This is a genomic window from Pseudomonas sp. JL23 (genome assembly GCF_056933585.1).
On record NZ_CM167795.1, the window covers coordinates 4,154,839 to 4,171,782 of the forward strand.

Annotated in this window: 18 protein-coding genes and 2 pseudogenes; 11 read left to right on the plus strand and 9 right to left on the minus strand. The window is 60.8% G+C overall.

What is annotated here, in order from left to right:
* Window positions 1-672: 672 nt before the first annotated feature.
* The 3 genes and pseudogenes from AC1Z24_RS19240 to AC1Z24_RS19250 all read left to right on the plus strand — a co-directional run.
* Window positions 673-1,149, plus strand: a pseudogene (locus tag AC1Z24_RS19240) (methyl-accepting chemotaxis protein); the annotation flags it as partial.
* Window positions 1,146-1,742, plus strand: coding sequence for a hypothetical protein (locus AC1Z24_RS19245; protein ID WP_483742225.1), 597 nt, complete (start codon window positions 1,146-1,148; stop codon window positions 1,740-1,742). The pseudogene AC1Z24_RS19240 and the gene AC1Z24_RS19245, both read left to right, overlap by 4 nt.
* A 68-nt stretch (window positions 1,743-1,810) precedes the next feature.
* Entirely contained in the window at window positions 1,811-2,293 is a 483-nt protein-coding gene (locus AC1Z24_RS19250) for a DUF3828 domain-containing protein (RefSeq protein WP_483742226.1), read from the plus strand.
* Between the two features lie 103 nt (window positions 2,294-2,396).
* Here the strand turns inward: AC1Z24_RS19250 and AC1Z24_RS19255 are convergent, their stop codons facing one another.
* Window positions 2,397-2,852 carry a methyl-accepting chemotaxis protein gene (locus tag AC1Z24_RS19255; RefSeq protein WP_409034000.1) on the minus strand — a complete coding sequence of 152 codons (456 nt, stop codon included), beginning with the start codon at window positions 2,850-2,852 and terminating at the stop codon, window positions 2,397-2,399.
* Window positions 2,853-2,981: 129 nt separating this feature from the next.
* Window positions 2,982-3,710 (minus strand): annotated as a pseudogene (locus tag AC1Z24_RS19260) (PAS domain-containing protein); the annotation flags it as partial.
* 186 nt (window positions 3,711-3,896) lie between these two features.
* On the opposite strand from AC1Z24_RS19260, the gene AC1Z24_RS19265 reads away from it, so the two are divergent.
* A complete protein-coding gene (locus tag AC1Z24_RS19265; RefSeq protein ID WP_259108764.1) occupies window positions 3,897-4,118 on the plus strand; it encodes a hypothetical protein in 222 nt (73 codons plus the stop codon).
* 74 nt (window positions 4,119-4,192) lie between these two features.
* Here the strand turns inward: AC1Z24_RS19265 and AC1Z24_RS19270 are convergent, their stop codons facing one another.
* Window positions 4,193-4,834 carry a hydrolase gene (locus tag AC1Z24_RS19270; protein WP_259108766.1) on the minus strand — a complete coding sequence of 214 codons (642 nt, stop codon included), beginning with the start codon at window positions 4,832-4,834 and terminating at the stop codon, window positions 4,193-4,195.
* Between the two features lie 158 nt (window positions 4,835-4,992).
* Between AC1Z24_RS19270 and AC1Z24_RS19275 the strand changes: the two genes are divergently transcribed.
* The 4 genes from AC1Z24_RS19275 to AC1Z24_RS19290 all read left to right on the plus strand — a co-directional run bounded on the left by AC1Z24_RS19275 (window position 4,993) and on the right by AC1Z24_RS19290 (window position 8,527).
* Window positions 4,993-5,880, plus strand: coding sequence for a substrate binding domain-containing protein (locus AC1Z24_RS19275; RefSeq protein WP_483742227.1), 888 nt, complete (start codon window positions 4,993-4,995; stop codon window positions 5,878-5,880).
* A 175-nt stretch (window positions 5,881-6,055) separates the two neighbouring features.
* On the plus strand, window positions 6,056-6,790 hold the full coding sequence (locus AC1Z24_RS19280; protein WP_483742228.1) for a PA3715 family protein: 735 nt from the start codon (window positions 6,056-6,058) through the stop codon (window positions 6,788-6,790).
* On the plus strand, window positions 6,787-7,680 hold the full coding sequence (locus tag AC1Z24_RS19285; RefSeq protein WP_483742229.1) for an XAC2610-related protein: 894 nt from the start codon (window positions 6,787-6,789) through the stop codon (window positions 7,678-7,680). Before AC1Z24_RS19280 ends, AC1Z24_RS19285 begins: the two co-directional genes overlap by 4 nt.
* Window positions 7,681-7,822: 142 nt before the next feature.
* Complete coding sequence (locus AC1Z24_RS19290; protein WP_483742230.1) at window positions 7,823-8,527, plus strand: hypothetical protein; 705 nt, start codon at window positions 7,823-7,825, stop codon at window positions 8,525-8,527.
* A 137-nt stretch (window positions 8,528-8,664) separates the two neighbouring features.
* Here the strand turns inward: AC1Z24_RS19290 and pcaC are convergent, their stop codons facing one another.
* The 6 genes from pcaC to AC1Z24_RS19320 form a co-directional block, all read right to left on the minus strand.
* Window positions 8,665-9,060 (minus strand): 4-carboxymuconolactone decarboxylase, encoded by a 396-nt coding sequence (gene pcaC, locus AC1Z24_RS19295; RefSeq protein ID WP_259108775.1) that lies wholly within the window; start codon window positions 9,058-9,060, stop codon window positions 8,665-8,667.
* Window positions 9,057-10,427: a 3-carboxy-cis,cis-muconate cycloisomerase gene (locus AC1Z24_RS19300; protein WP_483742231.1), complete on the minus strand. Its 1,371-nt coding sequence runs from the start codon at window positions 10,425-10,427 to the stop codon at window positions 9,057-9,059. Before AC1Z24_RS19300 ends, pcaC begins: the two co-directional genes overlap by 4 nt.
* A gap of 140 nt (window positions 10,428-10,567) precedes the next feature.
* Window positions 10,568-11,155: a protocatechuate 3,4-dioxygenase subunit alpha gene (gene pcaG, locus AC1Z24_RS19305; RefSeq protein WP_483742232.1), complete on the minus strand. Its 588-nt coding sequence runs from the start codon at window positions 11,153-11,155 to the stop codon at window positions 10,568-10,570.
* Window positions 11,156-11,165: 10 nt separating this feature from the next.
* On the minus strand, window positions 11,166-11,885 hold the full coding sequence (gene pcaH, locus AC1Z24_RS19310; protein WP_483742233.1) for a protocatechuate 3,4-dioxygenase subunit beta: 720 nt from the start codon (window positions 11,883-11,885) through the stop codon (window positions 11,166-11,168).
* 226 nt (window positions 11,886-12,111) lie between these two features.
* Window positions 12,112-13,026 carry a pca operon transcription factor PcaQ gene (pcaQ, locus tag AC1Z24_RS19315; RefSeq protein WP_483742234.1) on the minus strand — a complete coding sequence of 305 codons (915 nt, stop codon included), beginning with the start codon at window positions 13,024-13,026 and terminating at the stop codon, window positions 12,112-12,114.
* Window positions 13,027-13,076: 50 nt separating this feature from the next.
* Complete coding sequence (locus tag AC1Z24_RS19320) at window positions 13,077-14,009, minus strand: LysR substrate-binding domain-containing protein (RefSeq protein ID WP_483742235.1); 933 nt, start codon at window positions 14,007-14,009, stop codon at window positions 13,077-13,079.
* 167 nt (window positions 14,010-14,176) lie between these two features.
* Between AC1Z24_RS19320 and AC1Z24_RS19325 the strand changes: the two genes are divergently transcribed.
* The 3 genes from AC1Z24_RS19325 (at window position 14,177) to AC1Z24_RS19335 (ending at window position 16,888) form a co-directional block, all read left to right on the plus strand.
* Window positions 14,177-15,403, plus strand: a complete 1,227-nt coding sequence (locus AC1Z24_RS19325; protein ID WP_483742236.1) for an MFS transporter — start codon at window positions 14,177-14,179, stop codon at window positions 15,401-15,403.
* A 196-nt stretch (window positions 15,404-15,599) separates the two neighbouring features.
* Window positions 15,600-16,133, plus strand: a complete 534-nt coding sequence (locus AC1Z24_RS19330) for an NfeD family protein (RefSeq protein ID WP_483742237.1) — start codon at window positions 15,600-15,602, stop codon at window positions 16,131-16,133.
* Window positions 16,134-16,153: 20 nt separating this feature from the next.
* Window positions 16,154-16,888: a slipin family protein gene (locus tag AC1Z24_RS19335; protein WP_483746667.1), complete on the plus strand. Its 735-nt coding sequence runs from the start codon at window positions 16,154-16,156 to the stop codon at window positions 16,886-16,888.
* The last annotated feature ends 56 nt before the right edge of the window (window positions 16,889-16,944 follow it).

Genomic DNA, 16,944 nt, shown 5'->3' on the forward strand with positions numbered 1-16,944 from the left:
GTAGAACGCCCCTCACGCCGCTCGGCTCATCCGGCGTGCCGCTCATGGGTCAGCCGTGCATTGCATCCGGGGGTCTATCTGTTCGACAGGCTCAACGGCGGTGCCTGGCTGCCTTTGCTCATCGCTTTGCTGGCCGGTGGCCTGGGCACAAGCGGTTATCTGCCGGGTATGGCGACGGCCCTGGCGGTGCTGGTTTATGCCGCTGCGGCCTGGCGGCAGCGCGAACGTTATCAGCGCAACCTGCAGGTGTTCTGGTGCACGGAAATGGCCCGGCAACTCAACAACGCAACGGCAGCCGACAACGCCACGCTGTTGGTGGCAGCAAGCCTGCAACTGCGCCAGGGCGAGCGCCTGCGCAGTGAAGTGCAGTTTGCTTGCCGGGCCTTCGAGCAGATGACCTTGCAGGCCCGGGATCAAGGCGAGGAACAGAGCCAGCGCCTGGCCATGATCGCCACCGCCAGTGAGCAGATCGACCAGACCCTGCACAGCATTGATGCCCTGGCCCAGGACGCCCTCGCCGCCTTTGCCGAAGCCAATCGACAAAGCGATGTCGGCTGCCAGCAAGCCCGTGACGTGGGCGCCAGTATGGTCGGCATCCAGCACAGTCTGGGCAGTACCGCCCAGGCCGTGGAAGCCTTGCTGCAACGCACCGCCGACGTGGAAAAGACCGTCGAGAGCATCCGCACACTGGCCCGGCAGACCCAGTTGCTGGCCCTCAATGCCTCCATCGAAGCCGCCCGCGCGGGTGAACATGGCCGTGGTTTCGCCGTGGTCGCTGATGAAGTGCGCAACCTGGCCCAGGCCACGGACCAAGCCACTCAGGACATCACCGCCACTGCTGGCGCCATTGCCCAGGCCGTGCGGCAACTGGATCAGGATGTCGAGGAACACCGCAGCCTGCTGCAAGTCGGCAGCCAGCAAAGCGAGACCCTGGCCGCCGATCTCGATCAACTGGCCCAGAGCAGTCAGCTCAACCTGCAACAGATGAGCGCCATGCAACAGGCCTTCGGCGAGCACCGCCAGGCCAATCACGCCCTCAGCGAGCAGTTGCAGCAGGTCAACACGGCGATTCAGGAGCAGAGCAGCCAGACCCGCGCCTTGCACGACCTGACCGGCTACCTCAACCAACTGACCCGGAGCCGCCCATGATGCCCGCCACTGATCGCGACTTGCGTGAAGCCCTGATGCTGGGCCTCGATCTGCTGCAAGGGGTACAGCAACATCGTGGCCTCGGCGGTCAGACCACCGGCGAAGCACGCCAGCGCTGCCAGACGCTGGGCAATCATGTCGACCGGCTCTGGCAGCAATGGCCGCAAACCGGACAACGCCAAGACTGGCAGGCGCTCCGAGCGAAGCCGGACAACTTCGACGGCCACTGCCGCCTGCTGCAAGCCTTGCTCGGTACCCTGCAGGAACTGGAACTGCGTCGATGCGCCTTGACCCTGCAGCCATCGCAGCTGGCAGAACGCTGCTGGGCCCTGGAAGACCTGGGTCTGTTGCGCGGCCTGTCGGTACGCGCCGCCGCCCATGAACACTGCCCACTGGACATGCTGATCCAGCTGCAATACCTGAATGAACGTCTGGCCCAGAACGCCCCGCGCCCCCTTGCTGATGCCTTGCAGCGCCTGCAACGCGATCTGCTCAAAGCCGCACCGATCCGCATCAGCGCCAAGGAATGCTATGGCCTGCTGACGTCATTGATTGACGAGCGCCTGGACAGCATTCGTGCTGATCTCACATAGCTGTTGCAATTTTTTTCAGACAGTAGGCAAATAATGGCATCGCTGTCACATGTCACGAGTCAGAAACTATGCCTAAACGTTTTGCGATTGCCTTTATCGGCATGCTCTCCACTGCCGCCATGGCCTGCCCGGCGCCGGATCCAGTCAAGACTGCGAGCTGGATCTTCAGCAATCACTACTTTTTTTACGCCAGCGGCAAGGGCAGCGCCGATTACCTGTCCAGCAATCTGCTGACCCTGCTAAAGAGCGACTGGAAATGCCAGGGCGAAGGCGATGTCTGCGCCATCGACGCCGACCCGTGGCTCAACGCTCAGGATGGCACGGCGGCGAAACCGAAGTTCGATGTGGTCTCAAGCTCCGACAAGCAAGCCGTCGTGGAGATGAAATACAGCTTCGTGATGGAAGGCTCGGCGCAACCTCCCGAAAACAAGACCACGCGACTGCTGCTGACCAAGAACAGCAGCCAGTGCTGGGTACTGGATAACCTGACCGGGCCGGACGGGGTGTCCCTGGCCAGTACGTTGAAGGATTATCCGTATGATGGGGATTGATGGCCCTATTGAGAGTTAATGCTGAGTTGCCTGTGGGACCGACTTTAGCCGGGAAGGCGTATTCCCGGCTAAAGCCGGTCCCACATATGACCGCCACATGCTCTTACTTAAGCTGATTGGCAAACCGCCCCACAGCCCCCACTACCTGCTTGGCCCCATCCTGAATTTCCACGATCACATCCCCCGCCTGGCTCGCCAGGGCCAGGCCCTGCTCGGCCTGCTCGCGGCTGCTGGCCATGCCGCGTACTGCCTCGTCAGCCAGTTTCTGGTTCTGCTGCACCACCGTGACAATCTCCTCGGTAGCCGCACTGGTGCGTCCCGCCAGCTGCCGGACCTCATCGGCCACCACGGCAAAGCCGCGGCCCTGCTCCCCGGCCCTGGCCGCTTCGATGGCGGCATTGAGCGCCAACAGATTGGTCTGCTGGGCGATGCCGCCAATGGTCTGGACGATAGAGCTGATCAATAGCGATTGCTTGCCTAAAGCGCTGATGCCATCGGAGGCCGAGCGCATTTCCTCGGAAATCCGCTGCATGGTCTGCACCGTGTCCTGCACCACCATGGCCCCGCGCTGGGCGCTGACGTCGGTCTGCTGGGAGATACCGAAAGCGATGCTGGCCGCTTCGTTGACTTCCTCTTCACGGCTGACCTGATCAGTTACTACCGTGGCGAACTTGACCACTTTATAGAGCTGCCCTTTGGTGTCGTAGACCGGGTTGTAAGTCGCCTCCAGCCAAATCGTCCGGCCGTTGCTGTCGACGCGTTTGAAGCGATCAGAGACGAAATCCCCGCGATTGAGCGTGGCCCAGAAGTCTTTGTAGGCCGACGATGCAACATAATGCGGGTCACAGAAGATGCTGTGGTGCTTGCCCTTGATCTGCGCCAGGTTATAGCCCACGGCGCGCAGAAACTGGTCGTTGGCCGTGATAATAGTGCCAGACAGATCGAATTCGATCACGGCAGTGGAGCGCAGCAGCGCCTTGATGAAACTCTCGTTCTCCGTGGCCAGTTCGACGGCTGCGGTGATGTCATTGGCAAAACACTGCACATACAGCAGGTTCCCCTGCTCATCCATGATCGGCTGCCACATGGCTCGCAGCCAGGCCAGGCCACCATCGGCACGGATAAAGCGGTAGCGGTCACTGACGTGCTCACCGCGGCTCACCGCATTGCGCAGGTTGTTATAACAGGACATCTGTTTCACATACTCCGGCACCAGATCGTCAAGGGGTTTGCCTTGCAGTTGCGCGGAGGAATAGCCCAGCACCTTGAGGAACTGGTCGTTGAAAGAGGTCACGCGGTATTCGGGATCGATGGTCATGGAAAGCATTTCGCCCTCCATCCCTGAATGCAATTGCCGAAGCATGAAAAGTTCTGAGCCTTGAGTCTGTAATTCCTTTTTCAAACGGCTATTGAACATGACTACACCCTATGTTTTTGGATTCCCTGTTCTCGGCTATCGGCGCAACTGTCCGCAATATGAATACCTTTGGTCAGTTACCGCTATCCTAATGAACAGGTTAGGTCACGTAAGAAATTTCGCAGGGTTGCTGTCGTAAAAGACGACTAGGCTCGATAGCAGCGTTTTCCATAGAGGCCCTCCGCCATGGCAAGCATCAAACAAATCAGCCCCTGCACCGGCTGGAATTACGTTCACAAAGACTGTGATTCCGGCAAGCTGTCCATCCACCCGGTAGCGGCCTGGGCCCTGCTGGAAAGTGGCGAGGTCATCGGCATGATCTCCATCGACGAAAAACAGGTCGGCCGCCCCGCGCGCCTGAGCCAGCCACCGGCGGGCGGCGGTTATTACGTGCCTTCCGAGTCTTGAGTAAATCGTTCTGAACGAACAATGCCGCGAATAATCGCGGCGTTGTTGTTTATCAAAGACTATTAAGTCCTGCGTTACACCTTACGCTGCGGCGCCTTGTGCACCATGGTGTAGGCGTAGTCCACGCCCATGCCGTAAGCACCGCTGTGCTCGCGCACCAGCGCCATGACATCGTTGTAGGTTTCCTTGTGCGCCCAGTCGCGCTGGAATTCGAGCAGGACCTGCTGCCAGGTCACCGGCACTGCGCCGGCCTGAATCATGCGCTGTACGGACATGTCATGCGCCTCCTGAGTGGTGCCGCCCGAAGCGTCGGTGACGATGTACACCTCGTAACCTTCGGCGAGCGCTTCAAGGGCCGGGAAGTTCAGGCAAACCTCGGTCCACAGCGCCGCCATGATCAGTTTCTTGCGCCCGGTAGCCTTGACTGCCTCGACCAGCTTCTTGTCTTCCCAGGAGTTCATGGAAGTGCGTTCGATGGGCTGATGGTCCGGGAACACGCTGAGCAGTTCTGGCCAGATATAGCCGCTGAAGCTCTCGGTCTCCACCGACGTCAGGATGGTCGGCACGTTAAAGATCTTCGCCGACTTGGCCAGGGCCACGGTGTTGTTCTTCAGGGTCTGGCGGTCGATGGACTGCACACCGAAGGACATCTGTGGCTGGTGATCGATCAGGATCAGGGCGGAGTTGGTCGGGTTCAGCAGTTCGCGGATAGACATGTGGAGTTCCTTTTGACAGTCGGTCTTGAGTTGAATCATGGGGTTGGCTCGCTTCAGCGCTTGCTGTGCTTGCCGGCTTGGAAACAACTTTAGGGCCTCGCCATATTCGAAACAATTCCATAGAATCAGGAATCATTGATTCTAAAAAAGGGACAGTCATGGATCGCATTGAGTGCATGCGCGCCTTCGTCGCCACTGTAGGGGCCAATGGCTTTGCCGCCGCAGCCCGGGCCATGGGCCTGCCGCGCTCGAAAGTGAGCAAGCAGATCCAGGCCCTGGAAGAAGCCATCGGCGTGCAACTGCTGCAACGCACCACTCGCAGCCTGCATCTGACTGAAGCCGGGGCGGAATACTACGAAGCGGCACGGGAAGTCATTGCCTCGGTGGACGAAGCCGAACAGCGTGCGCGCAATGGCGTCGGAGAGTTGCGCGGGGTGCTGCGAGTCAATGCGCCGATGTCTTTTGGCCTGCGGCGCCTGGGGCGGCTGATTCCGCTGTTTCATCAGCAGCATCCGAATATCGAGTTGCAACTGGTGCTCAGCGACCAGCAGGTCGATCCGGTGCGCGGCGGTTTCGACGTGACCATCCGTATTGCCAGCATGCCCGACTCGTCCCTGATCGCGCGCCTACTGGCCCCGGCGCCGCGGATCATGGTGGCGTCCCCGGCGTATCTGGAGCGCGCCGGTGTACCGCAATCACCCAGCGATCTTGCCCTGCACCAATGCCTGAACTACGGCTACCTGCAAAGCGGCGTCAGCCTGCAACTCAGCAATGGCAAGGAAACCCAGCGCGTCCACGTCAACGGCCCGCTGCACGCCAATAACGGCGACCTGCTGGCCCAGGCGGCAGAGGGCGGCATGGGCATTGCCCTGCTGCCGGATTTCATTGTCGAAGACGCCCTGGCAGCGGGGCGCCTGGTGCCGGTGCTGTGCGAATGGCAGGCGCCGCCGATCACCATCAATGCGGTTTATCCTTCGGCGCGCCGGGTGCCACAAAAAACCCGGGCTTTCATTGAATTTCTGGTTCAGTCGCTGTCTACGTCGTAGGGGATCAGGACGTAGGCGTGGGACCGGCTTTAGCCGGGAAGGCAATATCGCAGACGATAGAACTGTATCGACCCTGCGTACCTCTTCCCGGCTAAAGCCGGTCCCACAAAAAAGCCCACAGCATGTCGGTACCCATCCACCCCGCCTCATCATCTGCCCTGGTAAAGGAATCCCTATGCGCCGCGTTGTAGTACTGGCCCTGTTCTGCCTGCCCGCCCTCGCCTTCGCCGATTGCGAAGCGCAGATGCCCAAATGGGCCAAGACCCTGCACCCGACCCTGACCTTTGATGCCGGGCATTCCATGTGCAAGGTGTCTCCGGCCGACGCCAGCCGCACCCTGGCAGCGTTGACCTTCGTCGAAGAAGGCGATGCCGACGGCGACGCCACCTACGGTCTGGAAGTACTCAGCGCCGACACCGCAAGCGGCGCCATCAAGAGTCATGTCTATCAAAGCGGCGCGATCAACTCCGATGCCATCCAGTTTCGCAGCCTGAGTCTGGACACCGCCCGCTACCAGCTGGCACCAGGCGTTCGCGCCTTTGGCGTGCGCATGGACTACACCGGTTCGTCCCGGGTCAACCCGTACGAGGCCACTGCGCTTAACCTGTACGTCGAGGAAGGTCAGAAAATCCGCAAGGTCCTCAACAATCTGAAGATCGACGAAAGCAACGGCGAATGGGACGGCAATTGCGCAGGTGATTTCTCGGCCAGCCACCGCACCTTGTCCATCGGCAAGACCGCCAACAAAGGCTTCGCGACACTGGTGCTGGACAGCAAAACCGTCGACTCGCACGGCGTGGCCAAGGGTGACGACTGCGATCAGAAGGAAGACCCGCCCGTACTGAAGAAGACCGAACTCAGCTATAACGGCCAACAATACGACGTACCCGAAGAGTTGAACTTCCAATGATGGCCGGAAAACCCCACGTCGCCCTGCTCACCCTGGTACTGGCCTGCGCCAGTTTTACCGCCTTCGCCGACGATGATGGCGAGGCCGATCCAACCGCCAAGCTCATCAAAAGCATGGGCTTCAACGTCGCACCGGGCATCAAGGCCAGCGTCAGGCAGACCGATCTGAACACTTTGATCGTCAGCATCGACAAGGCCGCTCCCCAGACCCTGAGCGTGCCGTTCGACGATGTCGGCTCGCAGCCGCGTCTGCAAATCGAAGACTTCAACTTCGATGGTCACAAGGATCTGGCCTGGGTCATGCCGGTGGGCATGGTCAATGAAACCACGCAGATTTTCCTCTATGACGCCGCCAGCAAGCAGTTCAAACCGCTGCAACTGCCCAGCGACGACAGCAAGCCCCAGGGCAACTGCGACGCCATGTCGGCGGTCACCGTGGACGCCAGGCAGAAGACCCTGAGCAGCGCCTGCCGCAGCGGGCCGATCTGGTTCACCGACGCCTACCGCTTTGCCCCCTCCGGCCAGATCTACCTGTATCAGCGCCAGGAAACCTTGCCGATGCAGATCGTCACCGAAGACCCGGACGGCGCCCCGGCCTGGGAGATCAGCAGCTTCGACGCCGACGGCAAGCGCATCGAAAAACACCTCACCGCCTATGGCGGCGGCAAGGCCACGCTGAAGGTGCCGATCGACCGGCTGGCACTGCATGACACGCCCGACACCACACCGTCGAAACGCTATCTGATCAAAAACGACCGGGTGGAACTCAGCGGCATCAGCGACGACCAACAGTGGCTCAAGGTGCTGTACCGCAACGCGAAGAAAGGCGTGATCGAAGGCTGGATTTCGGTGGCTGAGCTGAGCCCCGAAGAGGCGAGCAGCGAGCAATGATTGCGGCCATTGGCCAGTAACCTGCTGATTTGACAAGGCGGGCGCATTTCCCTAGATTTGCGCCCCTCCTGAATATGGCCTCTGCCGCGTTGCCCAACTCATTCAGTTCAACCAATTCAGTCAAAGTTTTAGTGGATTAATAATGCAAAACGCCCCGACCGAAACCACCGTTAATCCTGCTTCGTCGAAAACCGAATACGAAAACGCCATGCACCTGTCCCAGCATGTCGCTGCGGCCAAGACCATTGCCGAAATGGTCCTGGACGCCTTCCATACCTCCCGGGAAAGCGACCAGATCCGCGATCTGCGCGCCGCCATCCGTGCCGCCAACGACGAGCATGATGATGACCAGGCCTACGAACTGATGGGCCAGCTCAAGCAACTCAAGGATATTGAGGCCGCCAACAGCGCCGCCCTTGAAGACCTGAGCCAGCGCTACCCGATCCAGTCGATTCTGGCCAGCTTCAAGGACGACCCGGCGTTCCAGGAACTGATCTACGGCCTGGCCCTGAAGGTGCTGAACCACACCCATCAGGCGATCAAGGAGCCGGCGGGCGGCAAGAGCAAGGCGTCACGGCCGAAGAAGGAAAACGAAGTCTTCACCCTGACCAAGGGCGAGGAAGTCATCAGCGTGACCCTCAAGTCGGCGCGCGCCAAGCCACTGGCGGACCGCAGCGTGTTCGAGTTCCTCGGTTTCAACTTCATCGGCGAAGACGACCAGGCCGAACTGGAAACCCCGACCTTCACCGACAACACCGGCGCCGAACACCCGGCGACCCTGAAAAACATCATCGCGGCGATTCAGCAGCAGACCGCGTTTGAAGGGTACGGCGCGATTCAGCAGTAAAGAGGACTAGTGTGGGAGCCGCCTTGGTGGCGATCGAGTGCGAAGCGCTCGCAAAGGCGTCGGTGACTGATCTGGCCCCATCGCCAGCAAGCCGGCTCCCACAAGTTCTGTGACAGCCGCTCGCCCTGCTACCGCTGTTACCCCTCCAAAGACTCCACCCCAACCTCATCCCAAATCTCCTCGGCCAGATGAAACGACGCATTGGCCGCCGGAATCCCGCAGTAGATTGCGCTCTGCATCAGCACTTCCTTGATCTCGTCCCGGGTGACGCCGTTGTTTTTCGCCGCCTTCAAGTGCAGGCGCAGTTCGCCTTCGCGGTTCATGCCGATCAGCATGGCGATGGTGATCAGGCTGCGGGTATGGCGTGGCAGGCCGGGGCGGGTCCAGATATCGCCCCAGGCGTGACGGGTGATCATTTCCTGGAACTCTTCGTTGAATGGCGTGAGTTTCTTCAGGCTATTATCGACATGGGTATCACCCAGCACTGCCCGGCGTACCTGCATGCCGGCGGCGTAGCGTTGGTCTTCGTTCATGCGGCATTCCCCTTGAAATATTCATGTTCAGCCACGGCGCGCTCGACCCACTGACGGGCCTGGCCGAGGTAATGGGCCGGATCGAGCAAGCGATCCAGTTGCTCTGGCGGGAGTTGTGCGCTGACGTCAGCGTCCTGCCCCAGAATCTCGCGAAGGTGCGTGCCCTGCTCCACCGCCCGACGGCAGCATTGTTCGACCAGATGATGGGCGGCATCCCGGCCGATCAAACGGGCCAGAGCGATGCTTACAGCTTCGGCCAGCAGCAGGCCACGGGTGGCATCGAGGTTGTCGCGCATGCGTCGGGCATCGACCTGCAGCTCGGGCAGTGCCTGCAAGGCCTGATACAACGAGCCGGAAACCAGGCAGCACAGCTCCGGCAAGGTCTCCCATTCGGCATGCCACAGGCCCAGGCTGCGCTCATGCTCTTGGGGCATTGCCGAAAACATGGTGGCGACCAGCCCGGGCGCACGGGTTGCGGCGCCAATCATCACTGCCGCCCCCACCGGGTTGCGCTTGTGCGGCATGGTCGACGAGCCGCCTTTGCCCGGCGCCGAGGGCTCGAAGACTTCGCCCACTTCGGTCTGCATAAGCAGACTGATATCCCGGCCGACCTTGCCCAGACTGCCCGCAAGCATGCCCAGCAGGCTGGCGAACTCCACCAGACGGTCGCGCTGGGTATGCCAGGGTTGCTCGGGCAGGCTCAGCTGCAGGGTCTCGGCCAGGGCCTGGGCCACCGGTAACGCCTGTTCACCCAGCGCCGCCAGGCTGCCCGACGCACCGCCGAACTGCAGGCATAGCAGCCGCGGCTTGAGCTCCCGCAAACGCTGACGATGACGGGTCAGCGCGCCCAGCCAACCAGCGATCTTCATGCCCAGGGTCACCGGGGTCGCCTGTTGCAGCCAGGTGCGCCCGGCCAGAGGCGTGTCGGCGTAGAGCAGGGCCTGAGCGGCCATGGCCTTGGTAAGTTGCTCAAGATCCTCTTCGATCAGCCCGATGGCCTGGCGCAATTGCAGGATCAGCCCGCTGTCCATGACATCCTGGCTGGTCGCGCCCATATGCACATAACGCTCGGCCTGCGGATTGCGCGCTGCGACCTGTTGGCCGAGGGCCTTGACCAGTGGAATTGCCGAGTTGCCTGCGCTGCCAATGGCCACGCCCAGTGCCTGGAAATCAAATAGCTCGGCACGGCAGGCCGCAGCGATATCAGCCACCACCGCTTCGGGGATCAGCCCCGTATACGCCTCGGCATGGGCCAGGGCAGCTTCGAAATCGAGCATTCCCTGCACCCGCCCGGCATCGCAGAACACCTCACGCATGCTGGCCTGGGTGAAGTAGCTGTCGAACAATTGATTGCTGGGTCGGTTCATTTCGTTGCTCTGGTTGAACGACACATAACAGTCTGAATGGATGAAACCTGTGGGACCGGCTTCAGCCGGGAAAGCATCATTGAATCAAACACAGTCTTCCCGGCTAAAGCCGGTCCCACAGATAAAGCGAAACCGTCGTTTCAGAAATCGAAGAAGACCGTCTCAGCCACACCCTGCATATGAATATCGAAACGATAGGCCAGTTGCCCATCCACCTCGCAACGCCGCGCTACCAGGGTTTCCCGGCGTGCCGGTTGTTCGATCAGGTTGAGCACCGGGTCGGCGGCATTGGCCTGTACCTGATCGTCGAAATACAGACGGGTATGCAGGTGGATATTGATGCCACGGGCAAACAGCGACAGGTTGATATGCGCGGCGCCGTTGTTGACCGGGCCGGGTTTGATGGTCTTCAAGGTCCACAGGCCATCGTCGCCCGTGGCGGTGCGGCCGAAGCCGTTGAAGAGTTTGTCGGGGTCATAGGCCGGGTCGTAGAGGCCGTTATGATCGGCCTGCCAGAACTCGAGGAAGGCATCGCGAATCAGGTGGCCATTGCCGTCGAAGACATTACCCAGCAGCAGAATATGTTCACCGGGCGCGCCGGATTTGGCCATCTCGTTCCAGATTTCCAGCTCACGGGGCGGGTTGCCGGCAGTTTCCAGGGCCAGGCCGATATGCACATAAGGACCGGCCGTCTGCGACGGGGTTTCCATCAAGAGTTGAACGGGCATGGGGCAGTCCTCAGCGGTTTTCGAAGTGGGTCTGGCGCTGGCCGCGCAGCACGATGTCAAAGCGATAAGCCAGGCTGTCCATAGGGTTAGCCATGCTCATGTCGAGCCGGGCGATCAGGCTCTGCACCGCGTCCGGGTTGGCGATGGACTTGACGATCGGGCACAGCGGGATCAGCGGGTCGCCTTCGAAATACAGCTGGGTGATCAGGCGCGTGGCGATGGACGGGCCGCTGATGGACACGTGGATATGCGCCGGGCGCCAGTCGTTTGGGCCGTTGCGCCATGGGTACGGACCGGGTTTGACGGTGCGGAAACTGTAGTTGCCGTCGCGGTCGGTCAGGGTCCGGCCGACGCCGCCGAAATTCGGGTCCAGGGGCGCCAGGTAGGCATCGCGCTTGTGCCGATAGCGACCACCGGCATTGGCCTGCCACATCTCCACCAGGGTATGGGGAACCGGCTTGCCGTATTGATCACAGACGCGCCCCACCAGAATGATCCGCTCACCCACCGGCAGGCCGCCGTGGTTGAAGTTCAGCAGCAGGTCGTTGTCGTGTCGGCCGAGTTTGAGGTGGGAAAAGTCCGGGCCGCTGCTTTCGCTGGCCGATTGCGGGATGCTGACCAGCGCCTGGCGAGGCGAGCGCAGGATAGACGTCTTGTAGTCAGGCGTCAGGGCTTTGGGGTGCCAGTTGCGATCACGAATGACAAAGCGACTGTGGTCCGCTTCAGACATGATGTTCTCCGTTTTTATAGTATGGACGTGGCTGCGGTGGAGTCTCCAGCGCCGGCCTCGTTACGAAAATTGAAATTAACCGTGAGATCCATATCCAAATGGTTATGGGTGAATGCGATTTACCCTGTGGGAGCGAGACTTGCCCGCGAAGAGGTCGGTACAAACGCCGCACCTTACGAACCTGAAATACCGTATTCCCGGGCAAGCCTCGCTCCCACAAGGCCGTTTACTGATACAACGCGCCTACAGCCCGCAACTCATCCACACACCACTGCGCCGCCCGGGACAGCGGCAGCGCCGGATTGCTGCACAGCCCCACCGAACCGCCCGGCTCGCGAATCCCAAGCTGTAACTCCACCAGCAGCCCGGTGTGCAGCTCTTCCAGCACTGCGTCCAATGGCGCGATCCACACCGCATCGCTGCATTGCACATAACGGCGGCTAAGGCTCAGGGACAGGGTTTCCAGACGCTGGCGCGGCGGGTTGATGCCGTACTGGACGAACAGGCTGTCGGCAAACTTGCGGATAGTGGTTCCGGCCAGAGGCAGGACCATGGGGAACTCCTCCAGGCTCTCGCGACGCGGCTCGGCCGTGAGCAACGGATGCCCGGCACGCACCACCAGGGTCATGGATTCGCTGTACAAATGCTCGAAGGCCAGGCCCTGAATCTGCGGGCTGTCAGTCATGCGCCCGACCACCAGGTCCAGCTCGCCTACCCGCAGCTGCGACAACAGATAGGCGCTGGGCCCGGTCATCACGCTGACCACCAGCGCCGGATGCCGCTCGTGCAGACGCTTGATCACCTCCGGTACCAACAGGCTTTCAGCGGTGGACAGTACGCCCAGGCGCGCCGTCACCGGATCATGCTCGCCGGAACGCAGGCTGCTGACCCCTTCACGCAACGACTGCACGCTCGGCCCGGCAAAACGCAGAAACGCCACTCCGGCTTCGGTCAGCGCCGCGCCCTGCTTGCTGCGCGTAAACAGGGTGGTTTCCAGCAGGCTTTCCAGTTCCTTGAGCGCCTTGGACAAGGCCGGCTGACTGATCGCCAGCTTATCCGCCGCCCGGGACAGACTGCCTTGGCGCGCCACTTCGAGAAAGCACACCAGATGGCGAAATTTGATGCGGGTATCGATATTCAAGGGCGCCTCGTGTGCGGAGTTGATGGAAATCAACAGGTTTGAGTCCGATATCAGTCCGTATGGACCGCTGCAATCTGCTCCTGCAACCAGTCAAAAAACGCCTCGATCTCCGGCGTCTTCTCCTTGCCCGGCGTGCACAGGAAGTAATAACCGCTGTTGGTATCAACCTCTTCACTCCACAACTTCTGCAGCTTGCCCGTCTCGAACTCGTCGGCAATATGCGAGGTGCGCGCCATGGCCACACCCAGGCCGCGCATGGCCGCCAGCACGGCCATGGCGGTATAGGGCACGCTCAAGGTGCGGTTCAGCGGGGTCAGGGGCACGTTGGTTCGCTTCAGCCAGTTATCCCATGACGGTGTGTCTACCACTTCGCCGTTCAGACGGTTGCGTACGCGGAAAATCAGCGGGTAGCGCATGATGTCCGCCGCGCAGGTCGGCAGGCCGAAGGTCTCGACCAACGACGGGCTGCACACCGGGAAAATCTGCTCGGCCATGACGAACACCGAATGCAGCCCCGGCCAGGCGCTGCCCTTGGGCGCTATCCTGATCGCCACTTGCGTAGCCGGATTATCGAAACGGGAAAACTCTACGGTGGAGATTTTTATATCGATATGCGGCCAGCGCGCATAAAACCCGGCGAGACGCGGTAACAGCCAGGTCGTGGCAAAAGAATCGTGAACAAAGACTTCCAGCACGGTCTTTTGCCGGTCATTGTTTTCGAACTTCTCGACAATCGTACTCATGCCCTGGAAGAAACTTCGCACCACCGGCAACAGTGCTGCACCGTTCTCGCTTAGTTGCATGGCGCCGGCACTTCGGTCGAACAGCGTCACTCCGAGGGATTCTTCCAACTGCCTGATTTGGTGGCTGATCGCGCTCTGGGTGACGTGCAGCTCGGTCGCTGCCTGGGAGAAATTCAGCAGTCTGGCGCAGGCTTCAAAGCCTTTCAGCGAAGCCACCGAAGGAAGTTTCTTTAATGCCATGGATACCGCCCGCAAAAACTGTCATGGGGTATGAATTCGTTTCACTACCCGGACTTTCGAGGCTCATTCTAGAATGAAGCCATTGCAGCCTTCACTCTCTTTCCACTTTCCCTTTTAACAGGGCCGGGCGCGAACTATCGCGTCGGGTAAAAGCGCGGGCCACATTCATGAATTCTGCGGCGACTCCAGCAGCAACCCCGTCAACACAGACCAGACCGGCGAAAAGAACCCTGGTCGCCGCGTGCCTGGCCCATGCCACCCATGATGGTCTCAGCGATCTGGTCTACGTGTTCCTGCCCGTCTGGCAAGAGCGCTTTATGCTGAGTTTCACGCTGCTGAGCCTATTGCGCAGTGCCTATTCCCTGACATTGGCGGCGTTGCAAATCCCGGCGTCGTCCCTGGCCATGAAACTGCCGCGCCCGGAATACCTGCTGATTGTCGCCACGGTCCTGACCGGCATTGGCTGGTTTATCGGCGGCCTTACTGACAGCGTGGTGCTGTTGGGCCTGGCCCTTGTAGTGTCCGGTATCGGCGCCAGCACGCAAAACCCCATCGCTTCGGCCATGGTCTCCCGGGCCTATGGGCGCAACGCGAAAAAGCCCCTGGGCGTGTACAACTTTGCCGGAGACCTGGGTAAATCGCTGCTCCCGGCGGGCGCGGCCTTTCTGCTGACCTACACCACCTATAGCCATACCGTCAGCCTGTATGCCGGTATCGCGGTTCTGTCAGCGCTGTTGATCGCCCTGTTGCTGCGCGCGCCCGCCGCTGCCGTAACGGTGACGCCACTGTCAGTGCCCAAGGCTGCCGAACCCGGGCCGCAGACCCATCACCCTGGCGATCCGGTCGCCTTCTACGCCCTGCTGGCCACCGGAATACTGGACAGCGCCGTGCGCATGGGTTTTCTGACCTTCCTGCCGTTTATCCTCAAGGCCAACGGCGCCTCTCTGGCCCAGACCGGTATCGCCCTGACCCTGGTATTCATCGGCGGTGCGGTGGGCAAGTTTGTCTGCGGCTGGCTGTCGGAATCCCTGGGCATCATCAAGACCGTATTCGTCACCGAACTGGCCACCGCCCTGCTGATCGCCATCGTTCTGTTCGCCCCGCTGGGCGCCGGGATGCTCGTGCTGCCGCTACTCGGCGCCGTGCTCAATGGCACATCATCAGTGCTGTACGGCGCCGTCGCCGACGTGGTCGACTCACGCAAACTGGAGCGTGCCTTCGCCATCTTCTATACCGGCACCATTGGTTCGGGCGCACTTGCACCGGTGCTCTACGGCTATGGCGGCGACCAGTTCGGCGTCACCACCGTTACCCTGATCATCGCCCTGACGGCTGTGGTGACGCTGGTGCCGGTAACGGTGTTCAATGGCAGGCAGGTCAGGGAGCAGCGCTGACAGTTGAGGGAGCGCTTAGCCCTCGATCGCCACCAAGGCGGCTCCCACGCAGTATCGGGTGCACCCGCCTCTTCGCGGGCAAGCCTCGCTCCAACGATCCCAAGCCACATCCACTCGGCGGCCAGCCGCCCTCACCTCTTGCCCCTCAACTAAGCTTTAGCCAGAGCCAACAAAAATGACTCTCCCGGAGGGTCAAGTGAACACTCGTTACTTGCTTGTCGTGCTGCTGCCGTTGTTGAGCGCCCCGCTCTACGCAGCCGATACCATCATTGTGCTTACCCCCAATCCGCTTGGCTGGTGGCTGATCATCTTTGGCGTGGCGTTTCTGATTGCCGAGGCAACGCTGCCCAATTACGGCGTGATCGGCCTGGGCGGGATTGTGCTGTTTGTGCTTGGCGCACTCATCCTCAATAACGTCGATGTGCCGCTGCCGTTGATGGTCGGGCTGGGCGCCCTAAGCGCTCTTTTGCTGATCGTGCTGTTGATCCATGCCCTGAAAACCCGACCTCGGCAGACGGTCAGTGGCGACGCAGGTTTGCTTGGCAGCGTTGCGTCCGTTACGCGGTTGCAGGTCGACGATGCCTGTGGCGGCTGGGTGATGTTGCAGGGTGAATGGTGGCGGGTTTTGTGCACAACGCCTTTGCAGTCGGGACAACGGGTGCAGGTGGTGGCTCGCAAGGGCTTGTTGTTGCGGGTAACCGCAGCTGACGCGGCACTGGCGGGAGACTGATCATGGGCCTGCAATTGGGTATGGTTGCACTGTTGTTGTTGATGATTGTGCTGGCAGCAGCGACGTTCCGGATCCTGCGCGAATATGAGCGCGGCGTGGTGTTCCAGCTCGGGCGCTTCTGGCAGGTCAAGGGGCCGGGGCTGATCCTGCTGATTCCGGTGATCCAGCAGATGGTCCGGGTCGATCTGCGCACGGTGGTGCTGGATATTCCCGCTCAGGACGTCATCACTCGCGATAACGTCTCGGTCAAGGTCAATGCCGTACTGTATTTCCGCGTACTGGATGCACAGAGGGCCATTATCCAGGTGGAAGACTTTCTCATGGCCACCAGCCAGCTGGCGCAAACCACCTTGCGCGCGGTATTAGGCAAGCATGAACTGGATGAGCTGTTGGCCGAGCGGGAACGCCTGAATTTCGATATTCAGCAGGTGCTCGACGCGCAGACCGATGCCTGGGGCATCAAAGTGGCGAATGTCGAGATCAAGCATGTGGACCTCAATGAATCGATGATCCGCGCCATCGCCAAACAGGCCGAAGCCGAGCGCGAGCGCCGGGCCAAGGTGATTCATGCCGAAGGCGAATTGCAGGCCTCGGAAAAACTCATGCAGGCCGCCGAAATGCTGGGCCGCCAGCCGGGGGCCATGCAGTTGCGCTATATGCAGACCCTGAGTTCGATTGCCGGGGACAAAAGCTCGACCATTGTCTTTCCGTTGCCGATCGAGTTGCTCAGGGGCATGGCGGATCCTTCAGCCTGAACGAGCATCATCCTGTGGGACCGGCTTCAGCCGGGAAGGCGTATTCCCGGCTGAAG

Coding starts and splice junctions, on each gene's coding strand:
- AC1Z24_RS19335 (WP_483746667.1), top strand. CDS start 16,154: ATGGTTGCACTGTTGTTGTTGATGATTGTGCTGGCAGCAGCGACGTTC.
- AC1Z24_RS19290 (WP_483742230.1), top strand. CDS start 7,823: ATGCAAAACGCCCCGACCGAAACCACCGTTAATCCTGCTTCGTCGAAA.
- AC1Z24_RS19325 (WP_483742236.1), top strand. CDS start 14,177: ATGAATTCTGCGGCGACTCCAGCAGCAACCCCGTCAACACAGACCAGA.
- AC1Z24_RS19265 (WP_259108764.1), top strand. CDS start 3,897: ATGGCAAGCATCAAACAAATCAGCCCCTGCACCGGCTGGAATTACGTT.
- AC1Z24_RS19280 (WP_483742228.1), top strand. CDS start 6,056: ATGCGCCGCGTTGTAGTACTGGCCCTGTTCTGCCTGCCCGCCCTCGCC.
- AC1Z24_RS19320 (WP_483742235.1), bottom strand. CDS start 14,009: ATGGCATTAAAGAAACTTCCTTCGGTGGCTTCGCTGAAAGGCTTTGAA.
- AC1Z24_RS19245 (WP_483742225.1), top strand. CDS start 1,146: ATGATGCCCGCCACTGATCGCGACTTGCGTGAAGCCCTGATGCTGGGC.
- AC1Z24_RS19300 (WP_483742231.1), bottom strand. CDS start 10,427: ATGAACCGACCCAGCAATCAATTGTTCGACAGCTACTTCACCCAGGCC.
- pcaG (WP_483742232.1), bottom strand. CDS start 11,155: ATGCCCGTTCAACTCTTGATGGAAACCCCGTCGCAGACGGCCGGTCCT.
- pcaH (WP_483742233.1), bottom strand. CDS start 11,885: ATGTCTGAAGCGGACCACAGTCGCTTTGTCATTCGTGATCGCAACTGG.
- AC1Z24_RS19275 (WP_483742227.1), top strand. CDS start 4,993: ATGGATCGCATTGAGTGCATGCGCGCCTTCGTCGCCACTGTAGGGGCC.
- AC1Z24_RS19270 (WP_259108766.1), bottom strand. CDS start 4,834: ATGTCTATCCGCGAACTGCTGAACCCGACCAACTCCGCCCTGATCCTG.
- AC1Z24_RS19255 (WP_409034000.1), bottom strand. CDS start 2,852: ATGGTGGTGCAGGACACGGTGCAGACCATGCAGCGGATTTCCGAGGAA.
- AC1Z24_RS19285 (WP_483742229.1), top strand. CDS start 6,787: ATGATGGCCGGAAAACCCCACGTCGCCCTGCTCACCCTGGTACTGGCC.
- pcaC (WP_259108775.1), bottom strand. CDS start 9,060: ATGAACGAAGACCAACGCTACGCCGCCGGCATGCAGGTACGCCGGGCA.
- AC1Z24_RS19250 (WP_483742226.1), top strand. CDS start 1,811: ATGCCTAAACGTTTTGCGATTGCCTTTATCGGCATGCTCTCCACTGCC.